Below are 17,000 nucleotides of genomic sequence, written 5' to 3'. Positions count from 1 at the left end.
TCCGGTGCGGCACAGCGCGCAGCGGCCGCCGTCGGTCGTGGACCGCGTCCTCGACCTCCTCGGTGCCTTCACCGCCGAGCGGCCGCGGCTCACGCTGTCCGAGCTCAGCCGCCGCGCCGGGCTGCCGCTGTCGACCACGCACCGGCTGGCGGGCGAGCTGACCCGGCGCGGGGCGCTCGTCCGCGACGAAGCGGGCGTGTACCGCGTCGGGCTGTGGTTGTGGGAGGTCGCGTCGCTGGCGCCGCACGGTGCCGAGCTGCGGGAGAGCGCGATGCCGTTCCTGGAGGACCTTTACGAGGCCACCCACCAGAACGTGCAGCTCGCCGTGCTCGACGGCGCCGAGGTTGTCTACGTCGAGCGGATCTCCGGCCGCGGCGCGGTCAACGTCCTGACGAGGGTGGGCGGCCGCCTGCCCGCGCACGCCACCGGGGTCGGGCAGGTGCTGCTCGCGCACGCTCCCGCGGAGGTGCAGGAGGAGGTCCTGGCCGGGCCGCTGAAGACGTTCACGCCCAAGACGATCGGCTCGGCCGCGCAGCTGCGGCGCGTGCTCGCCGACGTCCGGCGCGACGGCTACGCGATCAGCGACGGCCAGATCGAGCTGATCGCGTTGTCCGTGGCGGCCCCGGTCCACGACGCCACCGACGAAGTGGCGGCGGCGATCTCCATCGTCGTCCCGGCCGAGGGGACCGATCCGCGGACGCTGGTCCCGGCCGTGCGGGCCGCGGCGCGGGGCATCTCCCGGGTGCTCGGGGCCCCGCGCGCGCTGCGGTCGAGCGGCGGCTCCTCGACGGCTTGAGCCTCTTGTGATCGGATGGCGGTCATGGGTGCACAGAACACGGTTCTCGTCGTCGGGGCGGGGCAAAGCGGGTTCCAGGCCGTCGCGTCGCTGCGGGACAAGGGCTTCGACGGCCGGGTCGTGCTCGTCGGGGACGAGCCGGGCGTGCCGTACCAGCGGCCGCCGCTGTCGAAGGCCTACCTGGCCGGGACCGCCGGGCTCGAACAGCTGCACCTGCGCGGCGAGGACTTCTTCGCGGAGAAGGACATCGAACTGGTCGCCGGGCGGGTCGCCGCGATCGACCGCGAGGCCTCGCTGGTACGGCTCGAAGACGGCCGTGAGCTGGCCTACGACCACCTCGTGCTGGCCACCGGCGCGCGCAACCGCACGCTGCCCGTGCCCGGCGCGGACCTGCCGGGCGTGCTGACCCTGCGCACCCGCGACGACGCCGACCGGCTGCGCGAATCCCTGGCGCACGCCGAAAACGTCGTCGTGGTCGGCGGCGGGTTCATCGGGCTGGAGTTCGCCTCGCACGCCGGCCGCCCGGTGACGGTCGTCGAGGCGCAGGACCGGCTGCTCAACCGCGTCGCGACGCCGGAGATCTCCGCGTACTTCGCCGCGCTGCACCGCGAAGCCGGGCACACGGTGCTGCTCGGCCAGGGCGTCACGGCCCTGCACGGGGACGAGCGGGTGCGCGAGGTCGAGCTGTCCGACGGCACCCGGCTGCCCGCCGACCTGGTCGTCGTCGCCGTCGGCGTCGTGCCGGAGACCACGCTCGCCGCCGAAGCCGGACTGCCGGTGGACAACGGCGTGGTCGTCGACGCCCACCTGCGGACGTCGGACGAGAAGATCTTCGCCATCGGCGACTGCGCGAACTTCCCGTGCGTGCAGGCGGGCGCGGCGACCCGGCTGGAGTCCGTGCAGAACGCCGTCGACCAGGCCCGCAGCGTGGCCGCGGCGATCACCGGCACCCCCGAGCCGTACGCGAGCCTGCCGTGGTTCTGGACCGACCAGTCGGGCGCGAAGCTGCAGATCGCGGGCATCCTCGCCGGCGCCGACCGCACGGTGGTCGCCGGCGACCGCGACGCGGGCAAGTTCTCGGTGCTGTCCTTCCGCGACGACGTCCTGATCGCCGTCGAGTCGGTGAACCGGCCCGCCGACCACATCGCCGCGCGGCGGCTCTTCACCGCGGATCCGCACCCGCGGTACGCGGACCTCGAGGTGAGCGAGTTCAACCTCAAGGAGCATCTGAAGGCGGCGTCAACTCGCAGTTGACGACAGAAGATCGTCAACCTACAGTTGACGGCATGGACCTTCCCGCGAACGTCAAACTCGACGACCTCATCAGCGCGATCAAGAGCAACAACGACAAGGACGCCCTCGCCCAGCTGTCCGACGCCGTCTATGTGGGCGAACACCTCGGTGAAGTCGCCGACCACCTGATCGGCCACTTCGTCGACCAGGCCCGGCGCTCCGGGGCGTCGTGGACCGAGATCGGCAAGAGCATGGGCGTCACCAAGCAGGCCGCCCAGAAGCGGTTCGTGCCCAAGGTGGACCCCGGCGGCGACGCCTCCGGCGCGATCGAACGCGTCTACGGCCGCTACACCGACCGGGCGCGGCACGTCCTGGTCGAGGCCCAGAAAGCGGCGGTCGAGCACGGCAGCCCGGCCATCGACACCGTGCACGTCGTGCTGGGCCTGCTCACCGAACCCGCGGCGCTCGCGGCCGGCGCGATCCTCGCACAGGGCGTGCAACTCGACGCCGTCCGCGAAGCCGCCGAAGCGCGGCTGCCCGCGGCGGTCGTTCCCACGCCCGACCCGATGCCGTTCACGCCCGCCGCCAAGAAGACCCTCGAACTCACCATGCGCGAAGGCCTGCGGCTGGGCCACAACTACATCGGCACCGAGCACATGCTGCTGGCACTGCTGGAACAGCGTGAGGGCGCCGGGTTCGAGGTGCTCGACGGCCTCGGCGTCAAGAAGGACAAGGCCGAGGCCAAGATCCAGGAGGTGCTGGCGGAGATCCTCGCCGCCCGCGGCCAGTGAGACTCCCGGAAAGCCGTGAAGGCCTCCTTGCCGGGCAAAAAAGCCGGTAAGGAGGCCTTCACGGACTTTGTCAGGCGCCGGACTCCGGGCGGCCGTCGGCGGCCCAGGCCGTGTGGAACGAGCCTTCGCGGTCCACGCGGCGGTACGTGTGGGCGCCGAAGAAGTCGCGCTGGCCCTGGACCAACGCGGCCGGGAGGCGGTCGGCGCGGAGGCCGTCGTAGTACGCCAGCGCCGTCGAGAAGCCCGGCGTCGGGATGCCGAGCTTGACCGCCGTCGAGATCACCGAACGCCACGAGTCCTGCGCGTCCTCGACCGCCTTGCGGAAGCCGCCCGACGTCAGCAGCGTCGGCAGCTCCGGCTCGTCGGCGTAGGCCGAGGTGATGTCGTTGAGGAACTTCGCGCGGATGATGCAGCCGCCGCGCCAGATCGAGGCGACCTTGCCGAGGTCGATGTCCCAGCCGTACTCGGTCGCGCCGGCCTGGATCTGGTTGAAGCCCTGCGCGTACGCGACGACCTTCGACGCGTACAGCGCCTGCTCGACGTCGTCGGCGAAGCTGTCCAGAGCCGAGCCGGACAGCGGCGCCGCCGACGGGCCGCCGAGGCCGCGAGCCGCCGCGCGCAGCGGCTTCGAGCCGGACAGCGAACGCGCGAAGACGGCTTCCGCGATGCCCGAGATCGGGACCCCGAGGTCGAGGCCGATCTGCACCGTCCAGCGGCCGGTGCCCTTCTGCTCGGCGGCGTCCTCGACGACGTCCACGAACGGCTTGCCCGAAGCCGCGTCGACGTGCGCCAGCACCTCGGCGGTGATCTCGATCAGGTACGAGTCGAGCCGCCCGGTGTTCCACGTGCGGAAGACGTCGGCGATCTCGGCGGGGGAGTAGCCGCCCGCGTGGCGCAGCAGGTCGAACGACTCCGCGATCAGCTGCATGTCGGCGTACTCGATGCCGTTGTGCACCATCTTCACGAAGTGGCCGGCGCCGTCCGCGCCGATGTGCGTGCAGCACGGCTCGCCGTCGACCTTGGCCGAGATGTCCTCGAACAGCGGGCCGAGCGACTCGTACGACTCCTTCGAGCCGCCGGGCATGATGCTCGGCCCGTGCAGCGCGCCCTCCTCGCCGCCGGAGACGCCGCTGCCGACGAAGTGCAGCCCACGCTCGCGCAGCGCCTTCTCGCGGCGGCGCGTGTCGGCGAAGTGCGCGTTGCCGGCGTCGATGATCACGTCGCCCTCTTCGAGCAGCGGCGCGAACTCCTCGATCACGGCGTCGGTCGGGCCGCCCGCCTTGACCATGATCACGACCTGGCGGGGCCGCTCCAGCGCGTCGACGAACTGCTGGGCGGAATACGCCGGGATGAAGTCGCCTTCGTCGCCGAACTGCTCCACCAGTGCGCGGGTCCGCTCCTCGGACCGGTTGTGCAGGGCCACCGTGTGCCCGTGCCGGGCCAGGTTGCGGGCCAGGTTGCGGCCCATGACCGCCAGGCCGGTGACCCCGATGCTCGCCTTCTTGCTCATCCGCATCCTTCCAACGACTCTCTCGATTCAGACCCTAGTCCGATCGACGCCTCATGGGAGGTACGGAGCCGCGGCTCACGCAGTTCAGGAGAAGCAGCGGATCGGGCCCCGGTTGATCGCGAGCATGTCGGTGATCGCCGCCGCGAGATCGATGTCGGCGCCCCATTCGGCGCCGTCCAGCTCCGCGTACGCACGGTGCAGGTTGCCGGGCAGCCGCTCCTGCTCGCTCAGCACCGCGAAGTCGCCGAGGTCGGTGTCCTTCGCCACTTCGAGCGGGGACAGCCCGGCGGCCTTCCCGCGCTCGGCCGTCTCCTGGACGAACTTCAGGTAGGCGTCCACCGTGTCGACGACGTCGAGCCCGCACGCGGGCCCGTGCCCCGGCAGGATCACCTCCGGCGAGAGCTCCCGGATCACGTCCAGCGCCTTGCGCCAGCCGGCCACCGAGCCCATCAGCGCGAACGGGCTGCCGCCGTTGAACACCAGGTCACCGGCGTAGAGCACGCGCCGCTCCGGCAGCCAGACCAGGACGTCGTTGGTGGTGTGGGCCGCGTGGCCCGGGTGGATCAGCTCGAGGGTGGTGTCGCCGGCGTGCACGGTCAGCCGGTCGTCGAACACGACCTCCGGCGGCCGCGAGCGCAGCTCGCCCCAGTCGTTGCCGACGAAGATGCCGTCGAACTTCTGGATGCCCTCGGCGACCAGCAGCTCGCGGGTCTTGCGGTGGCCGATGACCGTCGCGCCCCCGACCAGGTAGTTGCCGTTGGTGTGGTCGCCGTGGTGGTGGGTGTTGACGAGCGTCGTCACCGGGCTGCCGGTGGTGGCTTCGACGGCGTCGAGCAGCGCGCGCGTGCGGCGCTCGGTCGAGCAGGTGTCGACGAGGACGGTGTGGTCGCCGGCGTCGACGAACCCGCAGTTGTTGATGTACCAGGAGCCGTCCGGCTGGACGTAGCCGTGGACGTTGTCAGCCAGGCGGGTGACGGTGGCGGCGGAGGGTGAACGATCGGTCACGGCGCCCACTATGCCGCAGTCCGCTGCCCGCCGGTTGGCGCAAAGGTCACGAATCCGCTGGTCCAGGCGAGTGAACCCCCGAGTGACTGGCATTCCGCGACGTTTCCTGGAACGCTGCGCGATGTCATCATCGAGATCCGCAAGGTGAAGCACTAACCTGGGTGGGTTCGATAGTTCGCGCGCGACGGCGACCGGGAGGCCGCCGTCGCTTGGTAGTGGTCCGGGAGAGCAGGGCGATGGCCAGCACCGTCACCTCGCGCCGGAAGCAGCTCGGGAACGAGCTCCGGCATGCCCGCACCGCGGCGCGGATGACGCAGCAGCAGGTCGCCGAGGTCCTCGGCTGCACCCAGGGCAAGGTCAACAAGATCGAGTCCGGTGCCGTCGGGGTGAAGCTCGGGGATGTGCGATCCATGCTGAACGCGTTCGGGATCAACGGCGAAGAAGCCGACACGCTGATGAACCTGGCGCGGGCCGCCGCCGGGCAGCGGGGCCACTGGTCCGGCTACCGCTCGGTGGTGCCGCACTGGTTCCGCACCTTCACCGACCTGGAACCCGCGGCCGCGGAGATCCTCACCTGGCACGGCGAGCGCATCCCCGGTCCGCTGCAGTCCGAGCACTACATGCTCAAGCAGTTCACCGAGGCCGGCGCCACCGACGTGACGTCGCTGGTGCGCAACCGCCTCGACCGCAAGGCCGTGTTCGAGCAGCAGCAGCCGCCGTACTACCGGTTCATCATCAGCGAAGGCGCGCTGCGCCGGGCGCCCGGCGGGTTCGCGCCCGCCGTGATGCTGGACCAGGTCGAGCACCTGCTCTCGCTGGAGAAGCACCCGCGGGTGTACGTCCACGTGCTGCCCTTCGGCGCGCGGCTGGCGGCGGTGCCCAACGACTTCACGATCATGCGCTTCCCGGACCGCACCCGGGACTTCGTCTACATCGAGCACTCCGCCGGTGGTCTGTACCTCGACGACGTCAAGGACTTCAACATCTTCGTCGACTCGTGGGACCGGCTGCGCGGCGCCGCGCTGGAGCGCCAGGAGACCCGCCAGTTCCTGAAGGAGCTCGCGGAGGGTTACCGCGGCCAGATGCAGCAGATCCAATAGGGCGAACGGACGCCTCAGCTATCCCGTCCCGTGAACAACTTTCGGTAGAGTCGGTCTGTTGCGCTGGAATCCACTGGAAGTGAACATCGTGGACCCCGACTTCCTCCCCGACGCCGTCGACCTCGACCGGCCGAACGTGGCGAGGATCTACGACTGGGCGCTCGGCGGCACCGCGAACTGGGCGATCGACCGGCAGTACGGCGAGCAGGCGGTGCAGGCGTTCCCGCTCGCCAAGACCCTCGCGCGCAGCAACCGCGACTTCCTCGGCCGCGCCGTCCGCTACTGCCTCGCCGAAGGCATCACGCAGTTCCTCGACCTCGGCTCCGGCATCCCGACGGCGGGCAACGTGCACGAGGTGGCCGACGACCACGCCGACGACAGCCGGTGCGTCTACGTCGACAACGAGCCCGTCGCCGTGGCGCACGGGCGGATCCTGCTGGAGGAGACCGGCGACCCCGACCGCCACGCCGTGCTGCACGCCGACCTGCGCGACGCCGAAGAGGTGTGGGAAGCCGCGCTGGCGACCGGCGTGCTCGACCCGGACCGGCCGATGTGCCTGCTGAGCGTGGCCGTGCTGCACTTCCTGCCGGACGTCACCGGCGTCCGCGAAGCCATCCGCGACTACCGGACGCTGCTGGCGCCCGGGTCGGCGTACGTGCTGTCGCACGCGACCGAGTCCGGGGTCGTAGGGGAGGAGCTGGCGCAGATCCGGCGGCTCGTGAAGCTGTCCGAGCGGTCGAGTTCGCCGGCGGTTTCCCGGTCGCTCGACGAGATCGCCGCGTTCTTCGGTAACTTCGACGTCGTCGAGCCCGGGATCGTGCCTGTGGGAGAGTGGCGCCCCGAGCCCGGCGCCGCCACGGTCCCCCTCGCGAGCGTGGTCGGCGGTGTCGGCCGCAAGCGTGAAGGACGGTTCGCATGACGACGCAGGATCCCGAGGCCCCCGAGGGCGTCGACCTCGAGCGGCCGAACGCGGCCCGCATCTACGACTGGTTCCTCGGCGGCACCGCCAACTGGGCCATCGACCGGCAGTTCGGCGAGCAGGCCGTCAAGACGTTCCCGATGATCAAGACCGTCGCCCGCGCCGGCCGCGACTTCCTCGGCCGCGGCGTCCGGTACCTGGCGCGCAACGGCATCGACCAGTTCCTCGACCTCGGCTCCGGCGTCCCGACGGTCGGCAACGTGCACGAGGTCGCGGCGGCGGTCAACCCGGACGCGCGCTGCGTGTACGTCGACAACGAGCCGGTCGCGGTGGCGCACTCGCAGGTCCTGCTGGAGAAGGAAGGCGTGGCCGACCGGCACGCGGTGCTGCAGGGCGACCTGCGCGACCCGGCCGACATCTGGAAGCGCGCGCTCGACACCGGCGTCCTCGACCCGAACCGCCCGATCGGCCTGATCATCGTCGGCGTCCTGTACTTCCTCGGCGAGGACGAGCCGGTGGCCCAGACCATCCGGAAGTACCTGTCGCTGCTGCCGTCCGGCTCGTACTTCCTGTCCTCGCACCTGACGAGCGAGGGGCTCGGGGAGATGGCCGACTCCGACAGCCGCGAGTCGATCATGAAGCAGTACAACCGGTCGAGCACGCCGCTGCACCTGCGCAGCCGCGCGGAGTTCACGTCGTTCTTCGACGGCCTCGAACTGGTCGAGCCGGGCATCGTCTACCTGCCGGAGTGGCACCCGGAGGAGATGGAGTCCAAGGCCACCAGGAAGCTCGCGAACGACCCGTCGTTCGTCGGCCACCTCTGCGGTCTCGGGCGCAAGCCGTGACGGTCACGCCCTACGACGCCGTCGCCGCCCAGTACGCGGAGTTCGTCGGCCCGATCTGGGACGGCGACCCGCTGGACCGGGCGGCGTGGACGGCGTTCGCCGACTACGCGCGCGGCCGCGGCCCGGTCGCCGACCTGGGCTGCGGGCCGGGCCACCTCACCGCGCACCTGCGTTCGCTGGGGCTCGACGCGTCCGGGGTCGACCTGTCCCCGGCGATGGTCGAACTGGCGCGCGCCGCGCACCCGGACCTGCGCTTCACCGTGGGTTCGATGGCGGCGCTGGACATCGCCGACGGCTCGCTCGCCGGGATCCTGTCGTGGTACTCGGTCATCCACACGCCGCCGGCGGAGCTGCCGGGCTACTTCGCCGAGTTCGCCAGGACCTTGGCGCCGGGCGGGGTCCTGCTCCTCGGCTGCTTCGAGGCCGGCGGCGGCGAGGTGACGACGTTCGACCACAAGGTCACCACGGCGTACCGCTGGCCGCTGGACGAACTGGCCGCGCTGGGTGCCGCGGCGGGTCTCGTCGAGGTCGGGCGGCTGCACCGCGAGCACACCGGGGACGAGCGCCCCTTCCGCCAAGGCCGCCTGCTGCTGCGGAAACCGTAGCCCGCACGCGCGAGAGCCCCGGTCCCACCAGGGAACCGGGGCTCTTTTCGTGGTGGTGCGGCAGTCAGGCGCGGGAGCCGATGCGCCCGCGCAGCAGCGGCGTCAGGTCGATCGACGTCTCCATCGGCCGCGTGGTGCGGACGCCGTCGGAGTAGCGCCGCAGCGGGAGGTCCTGGTCGGTCGCCCACGTCGTGGTCTTGCGCAGCGGTGCCTGGATCAGGCTGAAGCCGAAGCGGTTGCGCAGCTCGTCGCCGATCCCGCGGCGGCCACGGTGCTCTTCGTCTTCGCGGCGGAAGAGCGAGTTCATTCGGACGGCCATCGTCTACACCCCCAGCTCTCGTCGCGGTGCCCGGGCGGGTTCGCCGCCGGTCAGTCCGAGACAGGGTTCACACGGCATGCCGGCCCCGGGGACCAGCCATTCGACGTCTTGACGGGGAAGCGCTTCCCCGCATCGGGTTCGGATCAGCTCGGTGTCGGTCGCGGCGGCGTCCAGGCCGAAGACGTGCACCACCCGGCGGGCTTCGCCGGCGGTGCCCTTGGCGAGCCTGCCCACGACGGTCACGCCCGGTGGCGCGCTGTCCTCGACGATCACGCTGATCCTCCCCCATGAGGTTCCTGCGGTGGCTTGATTCTTCGGTTTCGGCCGCTTCGGCGTCGCTCCGGGACCGCCCGCCGCGCGCAGGCAGTCATTCACCGACGCCGACGCCCCGGCCGATGCGATTAATCCTACTCCTGGAATAATCTTCATGTCGAGGCCGAAGCTAGTTGATCACCCGCTTGGCCCTGTGGCTTAGGCCATTGAGACACTGAGTAGCCGGGAACGGGCGCTTTCGCCCAGGTCGCGGCCGCGCCCCCCATCGATCCACGGAGGTACGACCCATGGCGGATTATCCGTCGTTCGCGGATTACGATCCGAACACGGCCGTGTCCCTGTTCGAAGAGGCCGCGTGGGAGAAGTCCTTCGCGAGCGAGCCCAACGGCGGCAGCTGCGTCGAGGTCAACCTGGGCCGCGAGGGCCTGATCGGCGTCCGGGACACCAAGCTCCCGACCAGCCCCGTTTTCGTGTTCGACACCGCCGAGTGGGAAGCGTTCCTGGTCGCCGTCAAGGCCGGGCAGTTCGACCTGCCGGCCTGACCCCTCCCCTGTCCGGGTGATCATGATCACCCGCCTGAGTGCTCGAATGGCGAAGGCCCCCTTCCCCGTCCTCTGCGGTGAAGGAGGCCTTCGCGGCGGTCCGGATACGCGTGACCGCGGAATGTGGGCGAAATCTCACCCGGTTGCCGGAAGCTCCCCGCCCCGCAACCGGCTCCGGGTCCGCCGCCAGGCCACGACGATCAGCACCACCAGCCCGATCAGCGGCAGCGTGCTGATCGCCCAGCTCAGCCCCATCGGCGGCCCCGGCTGTTCCAGCACCGGCAGCGCGCGCAGCTCGCCGGTGCCGGACCCGGCGGGACCGTTGACGGTGAAGCGGAACGTCCACGCGCCCGGGCGCGGCATCGACCGGACGTCCAGCCCCCAGACCTCGAGCTTGCGCGGGTGCCGGACCAGCGGCTGCTTCCGGTTCTGCCCGCCCTCCGGGTTGATCATCGTGAGCGTGCCGGACTTCCCGTCGATCCCGCCGTCGGGGATGAAGGTGAAGTCCAGCGACTGCATGGCCTTCAGCGGCCAGGTGCTGAACCCGACGGTCAGCCCGTACGGCCCGGCCTGCACCCGTTCGGTGTGCACGATGTCGACCGGCTCGTAGGCGTTCGCCGGTGCCGCGGTCGCGAACAGCAGCCCGGTGACGGCGGCCAGGGCCAGGAGTGCCTTACGCATCAGCGGTTTCCCCCTTCTTCGCGGGCGCCAGCAGGCACAGCATCCCGCCGAACCGCCACCCGGCGAACCCGCCGAGCAGCCCGAACAGGCCGGCCAGGACGGCCGTCGTCGCCAGGTACCAGGCCGGCGGCAGGTGCGCGCCGGTGTAGAGCAGGACCCGCTGCAGCGGCAGGCTCAGCCCGAGCAGCAGCCCGGCGATCCCGCCGACGACCACCGAAACGCGGCCGGCCCGCCACCCCCGGCGCCGGCCGGCCAGGTAGCCCAGCTCCATCAGCGCGGCCACCGGCAGCAGGGCCATCGGCGTCAGCGACGGCATCTCCGGCACCCCGGAGATCGCGTCGCGCATCGGCAGCCCGACCATCTCGGCGTACGCCCGCGCCGCCCACGGCGAGAACCACCAGAAGACCGCCTGCACGGCCGCGACCATCGCCGCCGTTCCGACCGCGCCGCCGGGACGGCGGAAGAACCCCGCGCCGACCGCGACCAGCAGCACCGCCATCATCGACTGGCCGATCGACACGGCGTCGGCGAAGTCGTCCGGCACCTGCTGCAACCCGAGCGCCAGCACCGGCGCGAACGTCAGCAGCACGGTCAGCGACCCCAGCGTGCCGAGCCGGCCCCAGCGGTGCTCCCGCGCCGCGGCGAACACCGCCGTCGTGCCGATCAGCGACACCGAGATCGACAGCAGCAGCCCGATGTGCGGCGGCGAGTCGATGACCGCGTCGAAGCCGTAGAGCCCGTGCCACCACTGGTCCCACAGGCCGTACAGCAGGAACGTGGCCGCGCCGACCCCCGAGACGAGGTAGCCGAGCGGCGCGGCGAACGTCCGGCCGAACACGTTGACCACGCGCCCGCCGATCCGCGGGTCGACCGGACGGCCCGCGCGGCGCGCCGCGGTCGTCAGCAGCACGACGGCGAGGCTCGCCAAGCCGACGACCGCGCTGCCCGCGTACAGGAACAGGTGCGGCAGCGTGAAGAACGTGTCCGGCCCGACGTCGCTGTGCCACTGGATGTCCCAGGTCAGCCCGACCAGCGACAGCAGTGACCCGCCGAGCACGACGTTGGCCGGCAGCAGCCCCGTTCGCGCCGGTTTCGCGACCGACGCCACGCGGGCGCCGGATGCGGTGAGATCCATTTCCCCCGACCCTCCTTTAGTTGACCAGCAACGGAAAGACGACTTGCGCGGCCCCGCCCGGGCCCCGCAGCGAGACGGTGATCTCCCACTGCCCGGCCATCGGCAGCCCGACGTCCGCGGCGCGGAAGCGGCCGGGCCCGTCCGGCCCGGCGGGCACCGGCGCGAGCGCGTGCCCCATCTGCGCCATCACCGGCGCGATCGTGACGGCGTCGGGCGCCGGCCCGGTCACCGCCACCGCGAACGTGTTGCCGCCGATGCGCGGCCGGTCCGCGGAGAACTGGACGGTGTAGGGGCCCGAAACCGCTTGCTGCGTAGTGGGTTTCGCGCCGCCGCTCGGCCAGAGCAGCCACGTGAGCAGGGCCGCTGCGACGAGGGCGACCGCGGCGATCAGCGTTGTCGGGCGTTTCACCGGCCTGCTCCTGTCGTCGGGACGTCCACCACTGCGGGGACGGTCAGCACGCGGTAGCCGCGCTCGGCCTGCAGCCAGATCCGGTACCGGCCGGGCTCGGCGAAGGTGTAGGTGAAGCTGACGTCCGGCCCGTACGCGGCGACGGTCTCGTCCGGGCGGTCGAGCCGGCCGGCGACCGGCGGGATCATCGCGTGGACGTGTGCCCACGTCGGTGCCTTCGCGGCGCCTTCGCCGGCGGGTCCGGTGAACGGCCCGGTGATGATCAGGTGACCGAGCATGCCCAGCCACGGCTGGAGGTCCCGGGCCGGGAAGCGCGCGGTGATCGTCGTCGGCGTACCCGGGGTGACGGTGAGCTCGACCGGGGTGCCGTCGACCGTGCGCGGACCGGGCCCCGGCGGTTCGGGCGCGGGGGCGGCCGTGCCCTTCATGTCCACAGTGGACCGGACGAGCTGGACGCCGCCGCCGCGCCGGGCGAGTTCCGCCCCGACGGCGTACGTGCCCGCTTCCGGATCGGCGACGCGGACCCGGTAGTCGCCGGGGCCGACGCGCACCGGGTGCAGGTGGCTCATGCGCCCGGACGGCGAGACGAGCACCAGGTGCACGAGCGCGTTGTCGTGCACCAGCAAGTCGTCCACCGGACGACCGGTGGCGCCATCGGTGAGCCGCAGCTTCAGATCTTCGCGCAGGGCTTCCACGGCGAGGTTCACCGGCGGCCGCGAGTAGTCCACTGTGGACGACAGCGCGTTGGCGTACGGGTCGGTGACGTTGTCGAACGTCGGGTCCAGCACGCTGCCGGGCGCGGGCGGCGGGGGAGTGCCCGCCGACAGCAGTGCGCCGGTGACGGCCACGGCGAGCGCGGCGACCACGCCGCCCGCCGGGACGAGCGCGTAGGCCGTGCGTTTCGCGCGGACGCCGACGACCAGGGCGAGCAGCAGGAACGCTCCCGCGGCGACGAACCCGCCGTAGGTCGCCTTCTCCCACGGCGGCACCACGCGGGCCGGCACGAGGAACGGGATGGTGGCGGCCGGGCCGCTGCCGTCGCTCAGCGACAGCTCCCACGGCCCCGGCTTGTCGACCTGGAGGTTTCCCGCGTACACCCCGGGTTCGGGTCCGAGGACGACGTCCGTGCGCGCGCTGGTGATCCCGTCGGCCGCGACGCCGAGGTGCAGCGTGCCGGGCGCGGTGCCCTGGTGCGTCACGACGTCGACCCGCAGCGGCGACGGCGTCGTGTCGACCCGGCGGATGATCACGGTGAGTTCGCGCGCGCCGAGCGTCTGCGCGACCTGGACGTCGGTGCCGCTCGGCGCGCCGTCGGCGTGCGCGGTCCCGCCGCCGGCCGCGATCCCCAGCACGGCCAGCAGCATCAGCAGTGCCGCTTTCGATTTGCTCCCCATCGTGGTTTCGAACCTAGCCAGCGCGGCCGGTGGCGGGCGTCACGGCGGCGAGGGAATCCCGGTCCCCAGTGCGGGGGACCGGCACCCCCGGTGGTCTCAGGGGCGGAGGAATTCCCGCAGGTGGGCGACCACTTCGGCGGGCTGCTCCTCGGGGAGGAAGTGGCCGCAGTCGGCGAGCGCGGCGCCGGTCGCGCCCGGGGCGTACTCCCGCCAGATTTCGAGGGTGGGCAGGGTGCCGAGCAGGCCGTTCGCGCCCCACAGGGCGAGGAGCGGCTGGGTGACGCGCTTCCCGGCGGCGAAGTCGGCGTCGTCGAGCTCGGCGTCGTCGGGGAAGGAGGCGCGGTAGTCGTCGAAGCCGGCCCGGAGCGCGCCGGGCTGGGAGAAGGCGCGGACGTACTCGGCCTGCGCGTCCGCGTCGAGCGCGTGGCGCTGGTGGGTCCAGCGTTCGAAGAAGTAGCCGAGGTACCCGGCGATGTCCTGGCCGGCGAGCAGCTCGGGCAGATCGGGCTGGAGGTGGAAGAGCCAGTGCCAGTAGGCCTTGGCGACGCCGGTGTCGAGGCGCTGCCACATCGCGCGGGTCGGGGCGATGTCCAGGACGGCGATCCGATCGACCTGGTCCGGGCGGTCCAGCGCCCAGCGGTGGGCGACGCGGCCGCCGCGGTCGTGCCCGGCGACGGCGACCCGCTCGAAGCCGAGGCGCGTCGCGAGCGCGGCGACGTCGGCGGCCATCGTGCGCTTGTCGAAGCCGGTCCGCGGCTTGTCGGTGCGGCCGTAGCCGCGGAGGTCGGGCGCGATGACGGTGTGCGTTTCGGCGAGTGGCTCGATGACTTTCCGCCAGCAGTACGACGTCTGCGGCCAGCCGTGGAGGAGGAACAGCGGCGGGCCGTCGCCGGCGCGGAGGTAGTGCATCTTCAGCCCGTTGACGGTTTCTAACCGGTTCATGGGGTTAGACGGTAGCGCGGCTTCTAACTGTCTTCAAGGGTTAGAATCGGCGGCATGGAATGGGTCTTCGACGGCGGACGGCCGTGCCTCGACCTCGTCAACACGCTGCGCAGCAGGCACTCGACGGGGGTGGAGCTGCTGACCGGGCCCGACGCGCTGGCGGAATGGCTGTCCCTCGCGGGTTTCACGGCCGGGCCGGTCCCGGTGACGGCCGGGAACGTGCTGGCCGCGAAGGCGTTGCGGGAGGCGGTCGACCGGGTGCTGCTCCCGGCCGGCGTACCGGCGGAGATGGACATCGAGCTGGTGAACAACGCGGCGGCGTCGGCACCCTCGCCACCGCCGCGCCTGGTCTTGGCGGACGGGGTCCTGCGGCGCGACGTCCCGGCCCCGAAGGACCCGGTGGCCGCAGCGTTCGCGGCACTGGCAGCGGACGCGATCGACCTGGCGGCCGGCGACGCGTCGGTGCGGGAGTGCGCGGCGGACGACTGCGGCCTGCGGTTCTGCGACGCCTCGCCGCGGCGGAACCGGCAGTGGTGCTCGATGTCCCGCTGCGGGAACCGCGCCAAGGCCCGCGCCCACTACGCGCGGGTCAGCGGCCGGGAGGACTGAGGCGCATCTTTCCCCACGAAAGTGCCGCGGTCCTGTCCCGAGACGACGTGAATGACTCATTCATGTCGTCCGGCGACATGAATGAGTCATTCACTACGTCCGTGCGTTGCGGGGCGGGGTGGCGCCGGGGCCGTTGCCGCCCACCAAGCGCGCGTAGGCCTTCGGGTGCGCGCGGAACCAGACGTTGAGGCGGCCGATCCAGCGCATGTGCGCCGTCCGCAGGGCGGGCGGGAGCGGGGTCGAGACCGTGCGCACCACCCGTGCGAAGCGGTCGAAGCGGCGCTGGTCGCGGGCACTCCACGGCAGACCCAGGCGATCGCGGAGGCCGGGCGGCAGCGTGGCCCGGATCAGGAACAGCTGCCCGCGCGCCTGCGCCCGCCGCAGCGGGAGCCACCAGCGGTCCGGCAGCCAGGCGACCGGCTTGCGCACCGTCTCGATCGTCTCGAAGAGCTGGTCGATCGTCGGGTTCCCCGCGAACCCCGCCACCATCTCGTCGTAGTAGCGCGAGAAAGCCGCCCAGTCCGGCGGCAGGTCGCGCTCCCGCACGCCCAGGATCCGGCCGATGCCGCGCATCTGCGCGTAGTACTCGTCAAGATCCGAAGTGGACAGTGGACGGCCGAAGAACCGTTGCGCGTCAACGGGAGCCATCACCAGCGTCGCGTGCACCCAGGCGTACGCGAGCGGATCCAGCGCGCTGTACCGGCGTCCGTCCGAAAGGGACCCCACGAAAGCCCGGTGCAGGGAACGCAGCCGCGCGGCCTCCACCCGCGCGCCGGAAACCCCGCCGTACACGTAGATCGACAGCGACGCACCCGTCCGCATCAGCCGCGTCCACGGGTCGGCCGTGTAGTCCGAGTGGTCGCGCACCCCCGCCGCGACGACCGGGTGCGCCACCTGCAGCACCAGCACCTGGCCGGCCAGGAGCGCGTCGCGGAAGTCGCCGAAGTACTTCCACGCCGCTGTGCCGCGGACGATCGGCGGGGCCATCAAGCACCGCGGAGCAGCATCATCAGGGGTTCGGCCACCGGAGTGTCCGTCTCGCCCGTCGCCAGGCGGCGCAGCTGGAGCCCGGCGATCAGCGCCACCACCGGCCCGGCCAGCCGCCGCGGATCCGGCACGCCCAGCGCCTCCAGGATCGTCACGGCCAGTTCGTCGTACGCCGCGAAGCAGCGCGAAGAGGCTTCGTGCAGCCCGGGGTCGCGGGCGGACTGGAGGTACAGCTCGTGCGCGCCCAGCTCGTCGGCGCCGAACGGCAGCTGCGCGATCACGTGCTCGACCACCGACGCCGCCTGCTCGACGCTCAGGCCGGCCGCGCGGTAGCCGTCGACGATCGCGCCGAGCTTCGCCGTCTCCTCTTCGACGAACAGCAGCATCGCCTCGCGCAGCAACGCCGTCTGGCTCGGGAAGTGGTAGGTGAGCGTGCCCAGCGAGACGCCGGCGGCGGCCACGATCCGGCGGTTCGTCAGCCCGCCGACCCCGTGCTCGCCGACGACCGTCAGCGCGCCGCGCAGGATGGCTTCCCGGGTGCTTACCAGCTTGTCTCGGGATGCCGCTCCGGCCACCGTTCGACCTCTTCCAGTTGCGCGGCGAGGGAGATCAGCCGCTCCTCGGCGTGCGACGGGCCGAGCAGCTGCGCGCCCAGCGGCAGCCCGTCGGCCGTCTGCCCGGCCGGCACGTTGACCCCCGGCCAGCCCAGCACGTTCCACGGCCAAGCGTACGGGCACGCGGCGATCATGGCCTGGTCGGTCTCCCAGCCGGACAGCCCGTCGAACGTCCCGATCGGCGGCGGCGGGGTCGCGGTGGTCGGTGTCAGCAGCACGTCGACGCGGCCGAACACCGAGCCGATCCGGCGGTGCAGCCCTGGCTCGAGCGCGCGGGCGAGCCGCAGCGCG

21 protein-coding genes are annotated in these 17,000 nt (G+C 72.0%); 9 read left to right on the top strand and 12 right to left on the bottom strand.

Annotation, left to right across the window (positions count from 1 at the left end):
- The first annotated feature begins 4 nt into the window (after nt 1–4).
- Genes G3I65_RS22245 through G3I65_RS22235 form a run of 3 tightly spaced genes read left to right on the top strand, consistent with a single transcriptional unit; the run spans nt 5 to nt 2,820 of the window.
- Complete coding sequence (locus tag G3I65_RS22245; RefSeq protein WP_160697814.1) at nt 5–796, top strand: IclR family transcriptional regulator; 792 nt, start codon at nt 5–7, stop codon at nt 794–796.
- A gap of 24 nt (nt 797–820) precedes the next feature.
- Nucleotides 821–2,050: an NAD(P)/FAD-dependent oxidoreductase gene (locus G3I65_RS22240; RefSeq protein WP_160697813.1), complete on the top strand. Its 1,230-nt coding sequence runs from the start codon at nt 821–823 to the stop codon at nt 2,048–2,050.
- Between the two features lie 32 nt (nt 2,051–2,082).
- Nucleotides 2,083–2,820 (top strand): ATP-dependent Clp protease ATP-binding subunit, encoded by a 738-nt coding sequence (locus tag G3I65_RS22235; protein WP_160697812.1) that lies wholly within the window; start codon nt 2,083–2,085, stop codon nt 2,818–2,820.
- A gap of 70 nt (nt 2,821–2,890) precedes the next feature.
- On the opposite strand, the gene gndA is transcribed toward G3I65_RS22235, so the two are convergent.
- Nucleotides 2,891–4,330, bottom strand: coding sequence for an NADP-dependent phosphogluconate dehydrogenase (gndA, locus tag G3I65_RS22230; protein ID WP_160697811.1), 1,440 nt, complete (start codon nt 4,328–4,330; stop codon nt 2,891–2,893).
- A gap of 84 nt (nt 4,331–4,414) precedes the next feature.
- On the bottom strand, nt 4,415–5,335 hold the full coding sequence (locus tag G3I65_RS22225; protein ID WP_160697810.1) for an MBL fold metallo-hydrolase: 921 nt from the start codon (nt 5,333–5,335) through the stop codon (nt 4,415–4,417).
- Nucleotides 5,336–5,571: 236 nt separating this feature from the next.
- On the opposite strand from G3I65_RS22225, the gene G3I65_RS22220 reads away from it, so the two are divergent.
- From G3I65_RS22220 to G3I65_RS22205, 4 genes are all read left to right on the top strand, one after another.
- Complete coding sequence (locus G3I65_RS22220; RefSeq protein ID WP_160697809.1) at nt 5,572–6,435, top strand: helix-turn-helix transcriptional regulator; 864 nt, start codon at nt 5,572–5,574, stop codon at nt 6,433–6,435.
- An 88-nt stretch (nt 6,436–6,523) separates the two neighbouring features.
- The gene (locus G3I65_RS22215; RefSeq protein ID WP_160697828.1) at nt 6,524–7,354 is read left to right on the top strand and encodes an SAM-dependent methyltransferase; all 831 of its coding nucleotides are present in this window, start codon (nt 6,524–6,526) and stop codon (nt 7,352–7,354) included.
- Entirely contained in the window at nt 7,351–8,199 is an 849-nt protein-coding gene (locus tag G3I65_RS22210) for an SAM-dependent methyltransferase (RefSeq protein ID WP_160697808.1), read from the top strand. The genes G3I65_RS22215 and G3I65_RS22210 overlap by 4 nt, the downstream gene beginning before the upstream one ends.
- Complete coding sequence (locus G3I65_RS22205) at nt 8,196–8,804, top strand: class I SAM-dependent methyltransferase (protein WP_160697807.1); 609 nt, start codon at nt 8,196–8,198, stop codon at nt 8,802–8,804. Before G3I65_RS22210 ends, G3I65_RS22205 begins: the two co-directional genes overlap by 4 nt.
- A gap of 64 nt (nt 8,805–8,868) precedes the next feature.
- On the opposite strand, the gene G3I65_RS22200 is transcribed toward G3I65_RS22205, so the two are convergent.
- Together G3I65_RS22200 and G3I65_RS22195 are read right to left on the bottom strand one after the other, a co-directional pair.
- Nucleotides 8,869–9,123 (bottom strand): hypothetical protein, encoded by a 255-nt coding sequence (locus G3I65_RS22200; RefSeq protein ID WP_086860871.1) that lies wholly within the window; start codon nt 9,121–9,123, stop codon nt 8,869–8,871.
- Nucleotides 9,124–9,126: 3 nt separating this feature from the next.
- On the bottom strand, nt 9,127–9,396 hold the full coding sequence (locus G3I65_RS22195) for a hypothetical protein (protein ID WP_160697806.1): 270 nt from the start codon (nt 9,394–9,396) through the stop codon (nt 9,127–9,129).
- 287 nt (nt 9,397–9,683) lie between these two features.
- Between G3I65_RS22195 and G3I65_RS22190 the strand changes: the two genes are divergently transcribed.
- Nucleotides 9,684–9,938, top strand: a complete 255-nt coding sequence (locus G3I65_RS22190; RefSeq protein ID WP_086860869.1) for a DUF397 domain-containing protein — start codon at nt 9,684–9,686, stop codon at nt 9,936–9,938.
- 135 nt (nt 9,939–10,073) lie between these two features.
- On the opposite strand, the gene G3I65_RS22185 is transcribed toward G3I65_RS22190, so the two are convergent.
- The 5 genes from G3I65_RS22185 to G3I65_RS22165 all read right to left on the bottom strand — a co-directional run bounded on the left by G3I65_RS22185 (nt 10,074) and on the right by G3I65_RS22165 (nt 14,499).
- Nucleotides 10,074–10,619, bottom strand: coding sequence for a hypothetical protein (locus G3I65_RS22185; RefSeq protein ID WP_160697805.1), 546 nt, complete (start codon nt 10,617–10,619; stop codon nt 10,074–10,076).
- A complete protein-coding gene (locus G3I65_RS22180; protein ID WP_160697804.1) occupies nt 10,612–11,754 on the bottom strand; it encodes a hypothetical protein in 1,143 nt (380 codons plus the stop codon). The genes G3I65_RS22185 and G3I65_RS22180 overlap by 8 nt, the downstream gene beginning before the upstream one ends.
- 16 nt (nt 11,755–11,770) lie before the next feature.
- Entirely contained in the window at nt 11,771–12,163 is a 393-nt protein-coding gene (locus tag G3I65_RS22175) for a FixH family protein (RefSeq protein WP_160697803.1), read from the bottom strand.
- Nucleotides 12,160–13,557 carry a hypothetical protein gene (locus G3I65_RS22170; RefSeq protein ID WP_203612463.1) on the bottom strand — a complete coding sequence of 466 codons (1,398 nt, stop codon included), beginning with the start codon at nt 13,555–13,557 and terminating at the stop codon, nt 12,160–12,162. The genes G3I65_RS22175 and G3I65_RS22170 overlap by 4 nt, the downstream gene beginning before the upstream one ends.
- 96 nt (nt 13,558–13,653) lie before the next feature.
- A complete protein-coding gene (locus tag G3I65_RS22165; protein ID WP_160697802.1) occupies nt 13,654–14,499 on the bottom strand; it encodes an alpha/beta fold hydrolase in 846 nt (281 codons plus the stop codon).
- 54 nt (nt 14,500–14,553) lie between these two features.
- Here G3I65_RS22165 and G3I65_RS22160 point away from each other — a divergent pair, with 54 nt between their 5' ends.
- Nucleotides 14,554–15,108 carry an ABATE domain-containing protein gene (locus G3I65_RS22160; RefSeq protein ID WP_166640422.1) on the top strand — a complete coding sequence of 185 codons (555 nt, stop codon included), beginning with the start codon at nt 14,554–14,556 and terminating at the stop codon, nt 15,106–15,108.
- A gap of 93 nt (nt 15,109–15,201) precedes the next feature.
- Here the strand turns inward: G3I65_RS22160 and G3I65_RS22155 are convergent, their stop codons facing one another.
- The 3 genes from G3I65_RS22155 to G3I65_RS22145 all read right to left on the bottom strand — a co-directional run.
- The gene (locus tag G3I65_RS22155) at nt 15,202–16,095 is read right to left on the bottom strand and encodes an oxygenase MpaB family protein (RefSeq protein ID WP_160697801.1); all 894 of its coding nucleotides are present in this window, start codon (nt 16,093–16,095) and stop codon (nt 15,202–15,204) included.
- On the bottom strand, nt 16,095–16,670 hold the full coding sequence (locus tag G3I65_RS22150) for a TetR/AcrR family transcriptional regulator (protein ID WP_125305790.1): 576 nt from the start codon (nt 16,668–16,670) through the stop codon (nt 16,095–16,097). Before G3I65_RS22150 ends, G3I65_RS22155 begins: the two co-directional genes overlap by 1 nt.
- Nucleotides 16,637–17,000: amidase family protein (locus G3I65_RS22145; protein WP_240924597.1), on the bottom strand; the 364-nt coding region annotated here is incomplete at its 5' end. The genes G3I65_RS22145 and G3I65_RS22150, both read right to left, overlap by 34 nt.

It is taken from the genome of Amycolatopsis sp. SID8362 (assembly GCF_010550475.1).
GTDB lineage: Bacteria > Actinomycetota > Actinomycetes > Mycobacteriales > Pseudonocardiaceae > Amycolatopsis > Amycolatopsis eburnea.
This window is presented reverse-complemented; position numbering and strand designations above follow the sequence as displayed.